The organism is Colwellia sp. C2M11 (genome assembly GCF_018860915.1).
GTDB lineage: Bacteria > Pseudomonadota > Gammaproteobacteria > Enterobacterales > Alteromonadaceae > Colwellia.
This window is the reverse complement of the sequence record NZ_JAHKQD010000015.1, coordinates 56521-72130: the sequence shown is the minus strand read 5'-3', so window position 1 is coordinate 72130 and position 15610 is coordinate 56521. Positions and strand designations below refer to the sequence as shown.

Sequence of the window (15610 nt, the reverse complement as noted above, 5' to 3'; positions counted from 1 at the left end):
TCCTTGGCAGCTTAAGCTTTTGCGCTAGCTAATTTGTTTAAATGGATATCGAATGCTTGAACGGCGATGTCATATTCTGACTCAAACTTACCGCTTTCACGTACGTCATTCATATAGCCTTGCATACGTTTGTAATCAACAGGCATTACTTTAATAAAACGTTTAACGCTGTTGTTCCAATCACTTAATAATTCACTGGCAACATCTGAACCAGTAGCTTCGAAATGCTTAGTAATTAATGCTTTTAACTCAAGGCTTTCAGCATTTGTATCAACGGTTTCTAATGAAACCATTTCCATGTTGCATTTAGGCGTAAAATCATTGTTTACATCAAGTACGTAAGCGATACCACCAGACATACCTGCAGCAAAGTTACGACCTGTTGAGCCTAAAATTACCGCTTTACCACCCGTCATGTATTCACAACCGTGATCACCGATACCTTCAACAACTGCAGTCGCACCTGAATTACGTACACAGAAACGTTCGCCAGCCACACCTCGAATAAACGCAGAACCTGAAGTTGCACCAAAAAAGGCAACATTACCAATTAGAATATTGTCACGTGGTGAGAATTTAGCTTCTTTACTTGGATAAACAACCAAGTTTGCACCCGATAAGCCCTTACCAAAGTAATCGTTTGCATCACCTTCAAGCTCAAAGCGTAAGCCTTTCGCTGAGAAACAACCAAAACTTTGACCAGCAGAGCCATTAAATTTAACGTTAATGGTATTTTCTGGTAAGCCTTCAGCGCCATATTTTTTAGATATCTCGTTAGATACCATAGCACCGATAGTTCTGTCGGTATTGATAACGTCATACTCAAGAGAAACACTGGTTTGTGACTCAAGTGCGGCTTGCGCATCTTTTATCATTTGGCGATCAATAATGTCGTGAATTAAATGCTTTTGATCAATTGATTTGTATAATGTTTCATTCTCACCACATTCTTCTTTATGAAGTAATGGTTTTAAATCAACACCGTTATATTTCCAATGGTCTACATCTTCACGCTGTTTAAGGCATTGCGTTTGACCAACCATCTCTTCAATGCTCTTAAAGCCAAGCTCTGCCATGATTTCACGTAAGCCTTCAGCCATCATGGTAAAGAAGTTAACGAGAATGTCAGCACGACCAGTAAATTTATCACGTAAACCTTTATCTTGTGTGGCGATGCCAACAGGACAAGTGTTTAAATGACACTTACGCATCATAATACAACCCTCAACAACCAGTGCTGTTGTTGCCATACCGTATTCTTCTGCACCTAATAAGGTAGCGATTGCTAAATCACGTGGTGTTTTAAGTTGTCCATCAGTTTGGACTGTAATACGGCTACGTAATTTGTTACGTACTAATGTTTGATGGGTTTCAGCCAGACCAAGTTCCCATGGTAAGCCGGTATGTTTAATAGAGCTTAGTGGCGAAGCACCCGTACCGCCATCATGGCCGGCAATCAATACCACGTCAGCGTAAGCTTTCGTTACACCTGAAGCGATAGTACCAACACCTGCTTCTGATACTAATTTAACGTTAACACGTGCTTCACGGTTAGCATTTTTAAGATCAAAAATAAGCTGAGATAAATCTTCAATTGAATAAATATCGTGATGTGGTGGTGGTGAAATTAGACCTACACCTGGTGTTGAACCACGTGTTTTACCAATCCAAGCATCAACTTTATCGCCAGGTAATTGTCCACCTTCTCCTGGTTTAGCGCCCTGGGCCATTTTTATTTGTAATTCATCAGCGTTAGCTAAGTAATGACTGGTAACACCGAAACGGCCAGATGCAACTTGCTTAATACGTGAGTTCATTGAATCGCCATTTTCTAACGGCGTAAAACGAATTGGATCTTCACCACCTTCACCACTGTTACTCTTACCACCAATGCGGTTCATCGCAATCGCTAATGTTGTATGTGCTTCCCATGATATTGAACCAAATGACATAGCACCTGAAGCAAAGCGTTTGAAAATATTTTCAATAGGTTCAACTTCGCTGATATCAATAGAAGGACGATCACTGCTGATGTCGAGCAAACCACGTAAAGTAAAGGCTTCTTTACTTTGGTCATCAACTGTTTTTGCGTATTCTTTAAATTGATTGATATTGTTACTAGCTGTTGAATGCTGAAGTAAACGAATAACTGTAGGGCTGAACAGATGACGTTCACCATCGTTGCGCCATGAGTACTCGCCACCGGTTGGTAGTAAGTTTTCAATAGCAATACGATTTGCTTCTGGGAAACCTTCACGATGACGTAAAATCGCTTCTTGCGCAATTTGATCTAGGCTTAAACCTTCAATACGACTAACGGTACCGGTAAAGTATTCGTCAATAACATCAGAGTTAATACCTAAGGCTTCAAATATTTGTGCGCCTAAGTATGACTGTAATGTTGAAATTCCCATTTTAGAGAAGGTTTTCAATAAACCACTACCTACTGCAGCAGTGTACTTCGCGGTAATTTGTTCATTTGTTAAATTGCTATCAAGTACGCCTTCGTCACGTAAACCATACATACTTTCTAATGCTAAGTATGGGTTAACGGCAGCGGCACCATAACCAATGACAGCGGCAAAGTGATGTGTTTCACGGATATCAGCAGATTCAAGAATGATATCGGCAGATGAACGTAATTTTTCACGAATTAAATAATGGTGAACAGCGGCTGTGGCTAAAATAGAGGGAATAGCAACATGATCACTGTCAACTTGACGGTCACTTAATATTAAGATCTCATAATCATCTTCAACCGCATTTTTTGCGTACAAACAAATACGGTCAAGTGCTCTTTTAAGGGCTCCAGGTCCACCACTTGCTTTAAAAGTAATGCTAATAGTTTTCGACTGCAAATGATTGTTATCGATATGTTGTAGCTTAAGCAGCTGCTCATTTGTTAGCACAGGCTGCTCAATTTCAACCTTGTGACAATGACCTGCAGTTTCATCAAGTAGATTAAGTGATCTACCAATATAACCGCGTAATGACATCACCAGTTCTTCACGAATAGGATCTATTGGTGGGTTAGTTACTTGTGCAAACAACTGTTTAAAGTAATGCGAAAGTTGTTGTGGGCGATGTGACAACACTGCTAATGGTGTATCTGTACCCATAGCGCCTAATGGCTCTTTTGATGTACCTACCATACCGGCAAGGATTAAATTAAGATCTTCGTTTGTATAACCAAAAGCTTTTTGTATTTTACGTAGTTCTTTTAATGGTGGTTGTGCAATAGATCTTGTTGGTAAAGGTAATTGGTCTAATTCAACTTTATTTTCTTCTAACCATTTACCATAAGGTTTTGCTGAGCTAACTTGAGTCTTAACTTCATCATCACTAATGATGCGACCCTGTTCTAAATCGGCAATGAATATTTTACCTGGCTGTAAGCGACCTTTTTCAACAACTGTTGACTGGTCTACACATAAAGTACCTGTTTCAGAGCCCATCACCAAAGTACCATCTTCAGTTAATAAGTAGCGAGAAGGGCGTAAACCGTTACGATCGAGCGTTGCACCAATGATATTACCATCAGTAAATGATAATGAAGCAGGGCCATCCCAAGGCTCCATTATACAAGCATAGTATTCATAAAATGCGCGTTTGGTTGGATCCATATCTGTTTGTGTTTGCCAAGCTTCAGGCACCATCATCATCATTACTTGTGCAAGCGAACGACCGCTTAATACGAGTAACTCAATTGCCATATCAAGGTTGGCTGAATCTGAATTGTCTTTGTTACAAATTGGATTTAACATTTTCAATTCAGCATCACTAAAGTTAACTGAACTAAATAATGCCTCACGTGCATTCATCCAGTTAATGTTACCGCGTACTGTATTGATTTCACCATTATGTGCAATGTATCGGAATGGTTGAGCACGACGCCATGCTGGGAAAGTGTTTGTTGAGAAACGAGAATGAAACATCGCTAAGCCAGAGATAGTACGTTCGTCTTGAAGATCTAAATAATATTGACGAACTTGCTCAGTAGTAAATTGTCCTTTGTAAACAATTTTAGTCGATGACATTGAGGTGACATAAAATTCATCTCGTTCAGTGATTTGACTATTATTAATTTGATGAGAAGTATATTTACGTAAAACAAATAGCTTACGTTCAAATTCTTGTGCTGATAATTCAGCAGGCTTAGCAATAAATACTTGTTCAATATTAGGCTCTGTTTCAAGTGAAGCTGCACCTAGCATTGAATTATCGCCAGGGACATTACGATAACCTAATAGTGTTAAACCTAACTCAGAAATATTTTGGTTTAATGTTTCTTTACAGGTTTTGCTCAGTTCAGGATCTTTTGGGAAGAAGATCATACCAACACCGTAATTTCCGGCATCAGGTAAAGTTAATCCTAAAGTCGCCATTTCTTGGCTTAGAAAATCGTGTGGTATTTGTATAAGTATACCTGCACCGTCTCCACTTTTAACGTCGAAACCAGTACCACCACGATGTTCCATACAGCTCAACATAGTGAGTGCATTTTCGATAATGTCGTGAGACTTTTTACCCTTTAGATTAGCGACAAAGCCAATGCCACAACTGTCATGTTCAAATTCTGGGCGGTAAAGGCCTTGGGATTTTTTGCTCATATCATTCATTGCGTATTCCTATTTCATCAAACTATTTTTATTAGCTAAATTTTATTTGCTAATTTAAGTCATATATTTTTAATGCTCAAAATTTATACTGCTGATCCTTCAGAACATCATTTAGAATTTTTTGAACATCGAACGTCAGACTTCTACCGAGTCTTTACGGGACGATATGCCATTAATGAAAATCATTATTTAAAGCGGCCGGCAAAAGTACGCTTAAAATGATTTTGAGTCAATCTTTTTGTGAATATATATGCATATTATTTGAATATATAAGAAGATAAGTTGTTCTTAGAAAACTATTTTAATCTTATTTTTTAAATGTTATTTTCTAATTACTTTAATATATTCATGAGGTTATATTTATTTTGTGAAAATGCTTTATAGCTAAACTAAATTATATTTTTTAGTATAAATCACAGATTAATTATAAGTCATTTTTTAACCAATTTGAAGTAGTGAATAAAGAGGTAAAATTTTTTATGGGTATAAATACAATAAAATAGATGAGTGTTACTAGTTGAGCGTTAGTTTATGTGAGTTATTGAATAACTTAGAAAGAAGAAATACGTTTATGTTGAGTAATCGCCCATTAAAAAAGCCTCAGCAATAATGTTGAGGCTCTTTATGGGGCAGATGTTTAAAGCACTATTCTTTTATATTATAGAGCTATGGCTGATAACCGCCAACAACCCCTTTAGTCGTTACACTAACGGCATCATGTGCATGCAGAGATTCAAGGTGATTTATTCTTAACCAAAAATCATCATAGCCTTCTGCTTGATTCATACTGTATTGCAAGCGGCGTGCAGCATCTTCACAAAACATTAAATTTTGTCCATTAAGACGAGCAAATTCCTGTTCGTCTTCACGTTTTACAGCAGCTTGTACCGGTGTTTTTAATGAGTTCTCAATTAAATTAACTAAATCAGTAATAGGGAAGTCGTTAATATCACTGTTAAGCTTTACTTTTACCTCTGCAACTGAGCGTTGAGAGTGCGGTGTAGCAACAATACCTTCGGTTGTACCTAACCATTCATGAATTGAATCTAAATCAACATTAGTATCGTTGAATTTATCCTGAAATGCTTTCTGAATTAATTGTCTTGCCAAAGCTGCAGAGCAAGGACAGGTAGACGAGTAAGGTACGTTAATAGACATTTCTATATCAAGCTTACCCTGATTAAAGTGGCCTATTAAAGTGGTAGGATAAGCCTTCCAACCTTCTTTTCCGCTAATTAAAGATTTTCTACGCAAGTGGTAATCAAAATTGAAAGTAACTTTTGCTTGGTCACTTAAATCACTATGACTACTAATAAAGCCGTCAAGAAGTGTTACTAAACTTTGATAGTTCAGTACATTGCTGGTTGATAACTCGTCGAGAAGTAAATACAGACGTGACATATGAATGCCTTTAGCCTGAGCTTCTTTTAAATTAACAAATGCATCAATATGGGCTGAAACCATACGTTCGCTCTGGCCTTTTGAGGCGACCATAATTGGCATTTCAATATTACTCATCCCTACCCAGTCAAGTGTTCCTTCTGTTTGGGCTGTGGTATGGTTGGCAATATCAGGCATCGTTGTCGGCATTGTGACTCCGCTTTTTAAGCTATAGCTACTTAACTAAGGCTGCGTGATGATAGCTAAATAACCGCGCAACAAGTAAATTCAAGGGCGCACATTCTATCTTATTTTTTATAGCCATACTACTTCAAAATTAATCAATTATTAGCTTAAGATGATTTGCGGTAAACTAATTTTTAATTATGTAAGTGAAACTATGGATGGATACTGCGTAGTCATTTAGAATAGAATTCAAGCAGCAAATACTTATTCATTCACTTGTTATGTTAATAAGTAACGCACTATAAATAAGATGGTAGGTGGTTTATGAATGAAAATGTTGAGTCGACACAGTTAGATAAAGAGCTGCTTAGTGACTATGTACAACGCTTAGGTCACGGCGTGGTAAAACAAATGTTTGATTTATATATTCAACAGGTGGCTTTATATATTAATGATATTGAAAGTTCATTGTTGAGCGATAACTCACAATTATGGCAAGAACATTGTCATAAAATGAAAGGTGCAGCAGGTAGCGTTGGTTTAAAGTCATTACATATACGCTTGAAAGAAATGGAAAAAACCACAATGGGTACGAGTGGTAAAGCTCAACAACTTGCTGAGCTTAAAATTCATAATAAACAAGCGATAGCCGCTTTTGATGATTGGCTCTCAGGTTTGTAGCTTAATGGTTGTTAATTTATATTTATTGTAGTTAAGGCTAGGTTACTTTACCTACAAAACGATAACCTTCACCATGTATGGTATTGATTAGTTCAGGGGTATTATCATTTGATTCGAAATGTTTACGTAATCGTCTAATTGTTACGTCAACAGTTCTATCATTGTCTCGCAAATCTCGACCAGTCATTTCTTTAATTAATTCTTGCCTAGAAACAATATTGCCTTCATTTTTTATTAATAAACGTAACGCTCTATATTCTCCGCGAGGAATAGGAATTACTTCTCCTGTTGGACTAGTCATTTCGCGTGAATGACCATTTAATTTCCACTCATTAAAAGTAACAATAGGTTGTTCTAACTCGATGTCGTTTTTACTGTTACCAATACGGCTTAAAATATTACGCGCCCTAATGGTCAACTCTCTAGGGTTAAATGGTTTTGTTAAATAATCATCAGCACCAATTTCTAGCCCTAGTATTTTATCAATATCACTATCACGACCTGTTAAGAATATTAACCCTAAATTTTTATTACTTGCCAAATTTCTGCCTAGTAATAAGCCGTTTTTCCCCGGAAGATTAATATCCATGATCACTAGGTTGATATCTTGCTGCTCTAGCATAGTGGTCATCGTTTCTTCGTTATATGCTTCAAATACATTATAACCTTCAGCTTCAAATAAATTGCGTAAATTGAAACGTGTAACGTCTTCATCTTCTACTATGAGTATTTGATAATTTTCCATGCCAATTCCGTTAATTTAATAGAGATGTTCAAGCGAATTTTTAATATTATTGTTTTATCGTGAAAGTATAGTTAACACTTTGTAAACCATGTTAACTAAGTCTAAATTAAATAACAATTATATTGCAAACTATTACCATTATTTATTGTTCTAAGGTAAGTAAAGCGGGAAAAATGATATTAAATTTAGTGCCTATCCCTATTTCGCTTTCAAAATCGATATGTCCATTTAAGGCTTGGGTCACAATATTAAACACTAAATGGAGTCCTAAACCGCTTGCACCGCTACCGCGTTTAGTTGTGGTAAAAGGAGCAAATATTTTCGATTTTACACTTTCATCAATACCTGTACCATTGTCTTTATAGCTTATATGTAATTGATCACTCAGATAAAATACAGAGATAGTTATTTCACCATCAGTCTTGCCTTCAAAACCATGAATAATTGAATTTAAAATAAGATTAACCAATATTTGGTTAATCTGTCCGGCTTTACTTTCAACAATAAGGTTGTCAGGACAGTCTATAATGAGATCAATATGTTGTTCATGTAGTTTCGCTTTTAAGGTGATAAATACTTCTTCAAGCAGCGTTTTAAAATTGAACGAATTTGTTTCTGTGCTTGTTTGATCAACTGCCACCTTTTTAAAGCTAGAAATTAATTTTGCAGCCCGATCTAGGTTTCGGTAAATCATCTCTATATTTTCTTCACCCTGAGTCAGGAATTTTTTTAGCTGACTGGATTTTAACGTTTTATCTTCAAAGGCTTGTTTTATTTCCATCAAACGGTCATTCATTAGTGTTGAGGCCGTAACACCCAAACCAATCGGGGTATTTATTTCATGGGCAATACCTGCAACCATGTCGCCTAGAGAGGCCATTTTCTCGGTTTCAACCAACTGCCCTTGAAATTGATGTAATTTTTCCAAAGTTGAAAGCAACTCTTGATTAGATTCTTTTAAAGCATTCGTTCTAGCCTGTACCTTTTCTGCCAATATATTATTTTCTAATAAGGCTTGTTGGTGTGTGTTATCTTTTTTTGTGATGTGCTTCGCTGTTCTATTTAATAAAATATTAATGTTTTGAGCTAAAATATCAAATTCAATAAGTGGTAGGGGGTCTATTTGTTCATTATAGTTTTTACTGTGTGATATTTCTTGTAATGACTCAACTAAAGTAGTGAGTAACTGATTGATTTTATTTTTAATTGAAGATGCTAATATAAAGAAGAGCGTTAAAGCGAATAGCAATAATGCAATCGCAGTGAACGTTAGCTGTCGACTAAAATCATGAATGTTTTTTTTACTTGCTTGAATATACAAATAACCGACTATGGTTTTATTTTGTTTTATTTCTACCACTAACTCTAAATTATTTTTTTGATTTTTAAGAGTTAGTAATTCATCTATTTGAGCAACTTTACTTGGAATTGCTGGATGATAGATGCTTTTATTAAAACCAGTAAAGTAAGTCGTTTCAGTGCCTTCTTTTTTATAAATATGAATATAATTAATGTAGTCAGCTGTCACGAGTTTTTTTAGGTTAGCGTTTGCTCTTTTTTCGGCGCCTTTTGTATTTTCAACTAAGTAGGTTACATTGGCTTGAGCAATAGATTTGGCCCAAGCGCGAGTGTATTTTTCTAACTTTAACTCTTCTTGAGTTTCTACAATATAGATAATACTGGTTAGAATAATGACTATTACGAAAGAAGCTACGCCTAAAATACTGGCGAGTAAAAATCTTCGATTAGATATTAATTTATTTTTTGTTTTCATGGCATAACCATCGCTGAAAAAAATACATTTATCAAGTCTGGTTGACCATTAATTAGCTCTACAGTGATAAATGTTAAATCCTTGTTTATTAATTAATCGTTTGGTTGTTCCTATGTATTCTTGCATGATCGGTAAATACTGTAAAAAACTATTGGCAACTATGGTGATATCTCCACGAGGCTCAATATGAGGCTTAATTCCTCTTAAAAAATCCTCACTTGCTTGATAACTGGTTTTGGTGCCTTGATGGAAAGGCGGATTAGAGACTATATGTTGATATTTTCCTGCTACGTTAGATAAACTATTTGAGGCAAAAACAGTACCAGATAAATTATTTAATGCGAGTGTTTTTTGGGCTGATGTTATTGCTAAAGCACTTACATCCAGTAAGTCTAATTGGGTAGATTCAAACTTCTTACCGATAAAACAGCTGATAACACCTGCACCACAACCAAAATCTAGCACTTTTCCTTGCATAAACTGAGGTAAGTTATCTAATAATAATGCGGTGCCAATATCTAACTTCTTCTGACTGAAAACACCTGGCAATGAAGCGATAGTAAGCGATATATTGTTGATATTAATTTGATATTGTTTAAACCAGTCTTCAATATTGAACGGCTTATTTAAATTTTCAGGGTTAACGATGCCGGCAAAGAGTAAACAATGACGTGCAGCATCTATTTTTTGACAATTCTGAAGAAATTCTCCGGTTAATTTAGGGCTAGATTGTATGCCACCTTTCTTCTCGCCTACTAAGATTACTTTAGCATCGTTGCTTAAATAAGGGGCAATCACCGCAAAAGTAAAAGCAAGTTCATCTTTGCTTTTTGGGAAGTTAATCACAACTAAGTCGTGTTGTCGTTCAGTTTTATATTCGCTAGCAAAACTTGTTTCGACCTGTTTATCAAATTTGTTTTTTATCGCTAAATAATCGACAAAATTAGTATTATGGCAACTTAATTGTGCCTCTGGATTATCAAGTAGATAGCTTTCAATAAAACCATCTGCCATTAAATTAATAAATAAGGGCGTTTTAGCCGATAATAGTGCACTATTTCGTACTAATATTTGGCTGATGTTTGAAGTTGACATAATGATGATTAACAGTGAATAAGTTAGAAGATAGTATTCTACTGTATTCAAGGTTTTTTCTATAGTCTGAATATTTCGATATTGACAGAAAAGTGATAACAATGTTTAAATAGCGGCGTCCCTAATTCAGACTTTTGATTTAATATCAAAAGTTCACCTCTAAATTATTGATATTTTAGATAAACCATCAAGATAAGTGTCAGCAATGTTTATATTTTATAAATGATGACGGCAGTTACTGATAGGAATACAAATAAAATGTTAATAGTTATGAGGAAAGGGGCCAGAAGAGGAGCGTTAACCAGGTAGTTATTATTTGCAATGTTATTTTGCACAGAGATCAAAATCTGATAATAGTAATGAGGGGGATTAGCGCCGAGATAAGTATTTGTTTGATAAAACACTTATCGGTTGTTTACCTTGGTGTCTAACCAAAGTTTAAGGGCTGAATCCCGACAACTGTCACTGATATTGAGCTACCTTAATAGAAGGTAGGTTATAATTGAGTGGAGAGCTTCTGGTCTTTGCATAAAAGCCAATAATAGCCTTAACATAAGGTTGTTATACTTAGCTCTTTATTGTGAATACCTTAAAGCCCTCCGAACTAATTTGTATTGTGCTTAAGCCGATATAAACATTATGAGTTCGAGAGCAATGAATACACAATCACCTACAAATATAAATTCCCAACTTATTGGCAACAGAAACCTTGACGCTTGTTCTTTATGGACAGCTTTAGTGACGCCATTTTTAGAAAATAATCAAATTGACTTTACTAGTCTAGAACGAATCGCAATAGCACAAGCTGAAGCAGGTAACGGTATACTGTTACTTGGTAGCACAGGTGAAGGTTTAGCATTAACCCGTGATGAGCAAATGAGTATTGTTGAGTTTGTGTGCAGTCTACAGCTTAATACACCGTTAATGGTTGCTGTTGGTGGCTCTAATCTAGCAGAACAAATTAACTGGGTTGATTATTGTAACCAGTTACCTATTGATAGTTTTTTACTTGGAACCCCGCTTTATGCTAAACCTGGTGTCGTTGGCCAAACACAATGGTTTAAAGCTCTACTAGATGCTGCTAATTTCCCCTGTATGTTATATAACGTGCCTTCTCGTAGTGGCGTGGAAATTCCCGTTGAAACCTTACAAAATTTGCAAAATCATCCAAATTGTTGGGCAATGAAAGAGGCAAGTGGCGATTTACATAAATTTCTTAATTACCGTGAACAATGCCCAGGTGTAGCACTTTATAGTGGTGAAGATGCCATGATGCCATATCTAGTACCGGCAGGTGCGAAAGGTTTAGTCTCGGTCTGCGCTAATGCATGGCCTCAAGCAACACAAACGTATGTTCAACTATGTTTAGTTGGGCAAACCAACACTATGTTTCCATTATGGAACAGGGCTGTAGCAGCACTATTTTGTGTTGCTAACCCTATCCCAGTCAAAATGTTAATGCAGCAGCAACAAAATATTAAAACACCGATATTGCGAGCGCCATTAACAGACCTTGAATTAACCGATAATACAGAGTTATTGGCATTTGATGAAAAAATTAATCAATGGTTAGTGCAAGCTAATCAATCTTCTTTTATAAATACACATGAAAATAGGAATATCGCATGAATTGGCAAGATGTAATAGCACAATTAGAAACTGGTGCACTACGCGCAGCAACTCAAGATGAAAACGGTAATTGGCATGCCAATGTTGAAGTAAAACAAGGTATTTTAGCGGCATTTAAAGCGGGTGAAAACATTGCTTTTGGTGATAACTATTTAGGTTTTGTTGATAAACATAATTTACCTGCTCGTCAGTTTACACCTGAGGATGGTGTTCGTTTAGTACCGGGCGGTTCATCTGTACGTGCTGGTGCTCATGTTGCTAAAGGCGTCATTATTATGCCACCAGCTTATATTAACGTTGGTGCATTTGTTGATACCGGTACTATGGTTGATAGCCATGCTCTAATTGGCTCATGTGCTCAAATTGGTAAAAATGTTCATGTTTCAGCTGCGGTTCAAATTGGTGGTGTATTAGAGCCGATCGGTGCTAGCCCAGTAATCATTGAAGATAATGCTTTCTTGAGTGCCGGTGTTGTTATTGTTGAAGGTATTGTAGTGAAAAAAGGCGCTGTACTAGCACCAGGTGTTTCATTATCTAAATCAGTACCAGTATATGATTGTGTTAATGAAGTGATGCGTGAAAAAGGCGCTGAAATTCCAGAAAATGCTATTGTTGTTCCGGGCACTCGCCCTGTAAAAGGAGATTGGGCGCAAGCACAAGGCTTGAACATGGCATGTGCGTTGATCGTTAAATATCGTGATGAACAAAGTGATGCGGCATTAGAGTTAGAATCTATCCTTCGTTAATTGTTCAACTTGTTGCTGTATAGTGCAAGTTAAGCGTTAAAGTACTTATAAATTCTTGGGAAAGTATTTTAATTTTCAAAGAATGGGCTAAACGCTTAAGCATAAAAAACACGGAATATTGATTGATGATCAATTCCGTGTTTTTGCTTTTAACTTGAACTATATAGCTTAAAGCTAGATTATTAATAATAATGAATTAATTGAAACTTACAGTGTAATAAATGAATTGAAATATTATGACTAAACCCACTTGGTTCGACACCAATCTTGAAAGTACGTTATTAGCTCATCAATCGCCCGAAGATGAACAAGGCTATTTTGTCTATCAATTAGATACGTTAAAAAAACACCTTGCGACATTACAGCAACAAGATGTGATTAAGCTTTGGTTTGCTGTTAAAGCCAATCCTTTATCTAAAGTTATTCAAACATTAGATAGTGAAGGGTTTGATTTTGATGTTGCTAGCACCGGTGAGTTATCACAAGTATTAGCACAAGGTGTGAATCCTAGCCGTATTTTGAATACAGGTCCCGCTAAATCTAAAAAACAACTTGATGCTTTTGTCAAAAAAGGTGTCGGTACTTTTGTGATTGAAAGCTTAAATCAACTGACTTGGCTTAATGAAGTTGTTAAGGAAAAGCCAGCTAGTGAAAAACCAACGGTATTACTGCGTGTACAATTACAGTGGCCTGATGGTGAAAAGAATCCATTAGGTGGTAATAGCTTAACGCCTTTTGGTTTATCGGTAGAAGAATGGCAACACATTAAAGTAAGTGACTATCCCGAATTAAATATTTGTGGTTTACATATTTTTCAATGGGGCAACATGCTCAGTAATGAAAAAATGTATTCCTTATGGGGGCAAATGGTTAAGCCACTCACTGAACTTGCCAACGATATTGGTATGGAGCTAAAAATTCTTGATTTAGGCGGTGGCTTAGGTATCGATTATCTTGGTGAAGGTAAAACGTTAGCATGGCAGCAAATTATTTCCGATTTAGCTGACATTAAAGCCAAGGCTGGCGTTGATGAGCTTTGGTTAGAGCTTGGTCGTTTTGCGGTTGCTGAATGTGGCTATTATGTTGTTCCGGTAATTGATAGAAAAACTAATTATGGTCAAGAACAATTGGTGTTGGCAGCAGGTATTAACCATCTTATTCGTCCAGCAATAACAGATCAACCTTTTCCAGTTACCTTACTTCGTCAGTCGAATGAGTCAAGCCAATACTTTGATTTACATGGGCCTCTTTGTACAAGTATGGATAAACTTGGTCATTTATCTTTACCAAAAGATGTTGAGGTTGGTGATGAATTAGTTTTTGGTTATTGTGGTGCCTATGGGTTTACTGAAAGCATGCCGTTTTTCTTATGTCACCAATTGGCGGCAGAATATGTAATTCAAGAAAATAAATTAGTTGAAGTTAGAGCTGCGAAACCTGCGAGTTCATACCTTGCATAGTATTCGAATAGTATTCGAGTAATGTTCGCGTAGTTTTGCCTATACCGGTTAATAAATGAGATAAATGATGAATACCTTCAAAAAAAGTATTATGCACGTTGGGGAAATGGCTAGTGGCGCTAAGTTAACCGTGCCTGTTTATTCGTTTGAAAGTGAAAAAAGTAATATAGCCTCTGGGACTCAAAGTACAGCGCCTAATGTTTATATTCAAGCAAATATGCATGGTGCTGAAGTACAAGGAAATGCAGTTATCTTTCAGCTGCTAGAGCTATTAAAAGATTGCAAAATTCAAAGTGATATTACTTTGGTACCTTATGCCAATCCTGTGGCTTGTAACCATAAAAATGGTGAATATACATTAGGTCGATTTGACCCTATTACGGGCGTGAACTGGAATAGAATGTACCATTTTGATGAGTCAATTATAGTACCTTTTGCTCAGCAAAATATTAATGCGAGTGAAGATGAAATTAGAGTAGGATTTGAAAAAGTATTAATCGATCAAATTGAACAAAAGTTGGATCATAATATTTGGGGACTGACTACTGGTCAACGCATTGCTTATCAGTTACAACGTATGGCACATCAAGCTGATATAGTACTCGACTTACATACCGGCCCCATTTCAAGTAAACATTTATATTGCCCTGAATACGCGAAGGCAAGTGCTAGCTACTTTGATATACCTCATACCCTTTTTATTCCTAATGATTTCGATGGTGCAATGGATGAAGCAACTTTTTGTCCTTGGTGGAGCTTGCAACAAGCCTATAAAAAGTTAGATCGAAACTTTATTATGGGCGAGGGGGCTTTTGCTAAAGAGAGTTTTACTGTAGAGCTGGGCTCTCAAGAGCAAATTGATTTGGATGTCGCGCATCAAGACGCATTAGGTATTTTAAGCTACTTACAGTACAAAGGTGTGATTGGGCTTAGTAGTTGCCTAGAAACCCCTTCTGAAGAGGTATCGTTACAAAAAGCTGAGTCATTAGGGTATCAACCTCAAGAAATGACACGCTATGCTTGTTATTTAAAAGATTATAAAGCATTGTACTCTCCTATGGGGGGGATGGTGGATTATTTAGCTGAATTTGGTAAGCCTCTACCCGCAGGTAAGCCATTAGCACGTATTTTAAGAATGGATAATTACGGTGATGGTAATCCATTACATAATGTTATTCTTGATAAAGATGTCCTTCCTATTTTACATTTCGCTTCTGCAAGTGTGAATCAAGGGACAGAACTTTATAAAGTTTTTACCAATTACTTTGAAATATAACGTCGTATAATTGCTGGAA

At 36.4% G+C, this 15610-nt stretch carries 11 protein-coding genes and 1 riboswitch; of the genes, 6 read left to right on the top strand and 5 right to left on the bottom strand.

The window, feature by feature from the left end; all coding sequences use genetic code 11:
• Positions 1 to 11: 11 nt before the first annotated feature.
• Positions 12 to 4619: a glutamate synthase large subunit gene (gltB, locus tag KO509_RS05000; protein ID WP_215972185.1), complete on the bottom strand. Its 4608-nt coding sequence runs from the start codon at positions 4617 to 4619 to the stop codon at positions 12 to 14.
• Between the two features lie 72 nt (positions 4620 to 4691).
• On the opposite strand from gltB, the gene KO509_RS04995 reads away from it, so the two are divergent.
• Complete coding sequence (locus KO509_RS04995) at positions 4692 to 4841, top strand: hypothetical protein (RefSeq protein WP_215972184.1); 150 nt, start codon at positions 4692 to 4694, stop codon at positions 4839 to 4841.
• A gap of 444 nt (positions 4842 to 5285) precedes the next feature.
• On the opposite strand, the gene folE2 is transcribed toward KO509_RS04995, so the two are convergent.
• Entirely contained in the window at positions 5286 to 6209 is a 924-nt protein-coding gene (gene folE2, locus KO509_RS04990; protein WP_215972183.1) for a GTP cyclohydrolase FolE2, read from the bottom strand.
• A 300-nt stretch (positions 6210 to 6509) separates the two neighbouring features.
• Between folE2 and KO509_RS04985 the strand changes: the two genes are divergently transcribed.
• Entirely contained in the window at positions 6510 to 6866 is a 357-nt protein-coding gene (locus KO509_RS04985) for an Hpt domain-containing protein (RefSeq protein ID WP_215972182.1), read from the top strand.
• A 37-nt stretch (positions 6867 to 6903) separates the two neighbouring features.
• Here the strand turns inward: KO509_RS04985 and arcA are convergent, their stop codons facing one another.
• The 3 genes from arcA to KO509_RS04970 all read right to left on the bottom strand — a co-directional run bounded on the left by arcA (position 6904) and on the right by KO509_RS04970 (position 10480).
• Positions 6904 to 7611, bottom strand: coding sequence for a two-component system response regulator ArcA (gene arcA, locus KO509_RS04980; protein ID WP_215972181.1), 708 nt, complete (start codon positions 7609 to 7611; stop codon positions 6904 to 6906).
• 142 nt (positions 7612 to 7753) lie between these two features.
• Entirely contained in the window at positions 7754 to 9385 is a 1632-nt protein-coding gene (locus tag KO509_RS04975; protein ID WP_215972180.1) for a HAMP domain-containing sensor histidine kinase, read from the bottom strand.
• 48 nt (positions 9386 to 9433) lie between these two features.
• Complete coding sequence (locus tag KO509_RS04970; RefSeq protein ID WP_215972179.1) at positions 9434 to 10480, bottom strand: methyltransferase; 1047 nt, start codon at positions 10478 to 10480, stop codon at positions 9434 to 9436.
• Positions 10481 to 10759: 279 nt separating this feature from the next.
• Positions 10760 to 11005, top strand: a riboswitch (Lysine riboswitch).
• A gap of 129 nt (positions 11006 to 11134) precedes the next feature.
• On the opposite strand from KO509_RS04970, the gene dapA reads away from it, so the two are divergent.
• The 4 genes from dapA to KO509_RS04950 all read left to right on the top strand — a co-directional run bounded on the left by dapA (position 11135) and on the right by KO509_RS04950 (position 15591).
• The gene (dapA, locus tag KO509_RS04965) at positions 11135 to 12109 is read left to right on the top strand and encodes a 4-hydroxy-tetrahydrodipicolinate synthase (RefSeq protein WP_215972178.1); all 975 of its coding nucleotides are present in this window, start codon (positions 11135 to 11137) and stop codon (positions 12107 to 12109) included.
• Positions 12106 to 12855, top strand: coding sequence for a 2,3,4,5-tetrahydropyridine-2,6-dicarboxylate N-succinyltransferase (locus KO509_RS04960; RefSeq protein ID WP_159821485.1), 750 nt, complete (start codon positions 12106 to 12108; stop codon positions 12853 to 12855). The genes dapA and KO509_RS04960 overlap by 4 nt, the downstream gene beginning before the upstream one ends.
• Positions 12856 to 13091: 236 nt before the next feature.
• A complete protein-coding gene (locus KO509_RS04955; protein ID WP_215972177.1) occupies positions 13092 to 14315 on the top strand; it encodes a PLP-dependent decarboxylase in 1224 nt (407 codons plus the stop codon).
• Positions 14316 to 14382: 67 nt separating this feature from the next.
• Positions 14383 to 15591 carry a succinylglutamate desuccinylase/aspartoacylase family protein gene (locus KO509_RS04950; protein WP_215972293.1) on the top strand — a complete coding sequence of 403 codons (1209 nt, stop codon included), beginning with the start codon at positions 14383 to 14385 and terminating at the stop codon, positions 15589 to 15591.
• The last annotated feature ends 19 nt before the right edge of the window (positions 15592 to 15610 follow it).

What these genes read in the sequence shown, in the direction of transcription:
- gltB (WP_215972185.1), bottom strand. Translation starts at nt 4,619, where the DNA reads ATGAATGATATGAGCAAAAAATCCCAAGGCCTTTACCGCCCAGAATTT.
- KO509_RS04995 (WP_215972184.1), top strand. Translation starts at nt 4,692, where the DNA reads ATGCTCAAAATTTATACTGCTGATCCTTCAGAACATCATTTAGAATTT.
- folE2 (WP_215972183.1), bottom strand. Translation starts at nt 6,209, where the DNA reads ATGCCGACAACGATGCCTGATATTGCCAACCATACCACAGCCCAAACA.
- KO509_RS04985 (WP_215972182.1), top strand. Translation starts at nt 6,510, where the DNA reads ATGAATGAAAATGTTGAGTCGACACAGTTAGATAAAGAGCTGCTTAGT.
- arcA (WP_215972181.1), bottom strand. Translation starts at nt 7,611, where the DNA reads ATGGAAAATTATCAAATACTCATAGTAGAAGATGAAGACGTTACACGT.
- KO509_RS04975 (WP_215972180.1), bottom strand. Translation starts at nt 9,385, where the DNA reads ATGAAAACAAAAAATAAATTAATATCTAATCGAAGATTTTTACTCGCC.
- KO509_RS04970 (WP_215972179.1), bottom strand. Translation starts at nt 10,480, where the DNA reads ATGTCAACTTCAAACATCAGCCAAATATTAGTACGAAATAGTGCACTA.
- dapA (WP_215972178.1), top strand. Translation starts at nt 11,135, where the DNA reads ATGAATACACAATCACCTACAAATATAAATTCCCAACTTATTGGCAAC.
- KO509_RS04960 (WP_159821485.1), top strand. Translation starts at nt 12,106, where the DNA reads ATGAATTGGCAAGATGTAATAGCACAATTAGAAACTGGTGCACTACGC.
- KO509_RS04955 (WP_215972177.1), top strand. Translation starts at nt 13,092, where the DNA reads ATGACTAAACCCACTTGGTTCGACACCAATCTTGAAAGTACGTTATTA.
- KO509_RS04950 (WP_215972293.1), top strand. Translation starts at nt 14,383, where the DNA reads ATGAATACCTTCAAAAAAAGTATTATGCACGTTGGGGAAATGGCTAGT.